Here is a 536-nt window from a genome sequence, read left to right on the forward strand (position 1 = left end):
GAACTCCCACGCGTAGGAGGCCACCCGGCCATCGGCGTCGGCCGAGGCCGACCCGTCCACCGACACCACCAGGTCAGCGGCGCTGGAGGTGAACGACGCCGTCGGCGCCGCGTTCTGCGGCTCCTCGGGGGCCTGCACCGCACCCGGGACCTGGGCCCGCAGGTTGTCGATCCGGAAGACCTGGGTCCGCGTCGCGGTGGAGGCGGTGTAGGTCTCCAGGTGGACCCCACCCGGGGCCTGCAGGGCGGCGGTGTCGTCGGTCGTGGTGACCGTCCAGTCGGCGGGCTCGGTGGTGCCGGCCGCCCAGGCCTTGGCCTTCAGCGTCGTCGTCCCGTCGCCGGTCAGCTCCAGGCGCACGGTCAGCGGGGTGCCCGCCGCGTACGTGCCGGGGATCCGCACGGTGCGCAGGACGGTCTCGGTGCCGTTGACGTACCGGTCCAGCCGCAGGTCGACCAGCCCGGAGGCCTGGAACCGCAGCGTCGCCCGGTAGTCGCTGGTGCCGATCCGCCGGCCGGCGAGGCTGATGTAGGCCCCGC

Annotated in this window: 1 pseudogene; it reads right to left on the minus strand. The window is 74.6% G+C overall.

The annotated features are described in order from the left end of the window. A pseudogene (locus tag ACI79I_RS24335) lies at window positions 1–536 on the minus strand (hypothetical protein); the annotation flags it as partial.

The organism is Geodermatophilus sp. SYSU D01105 (assembly GCF_054050095.1).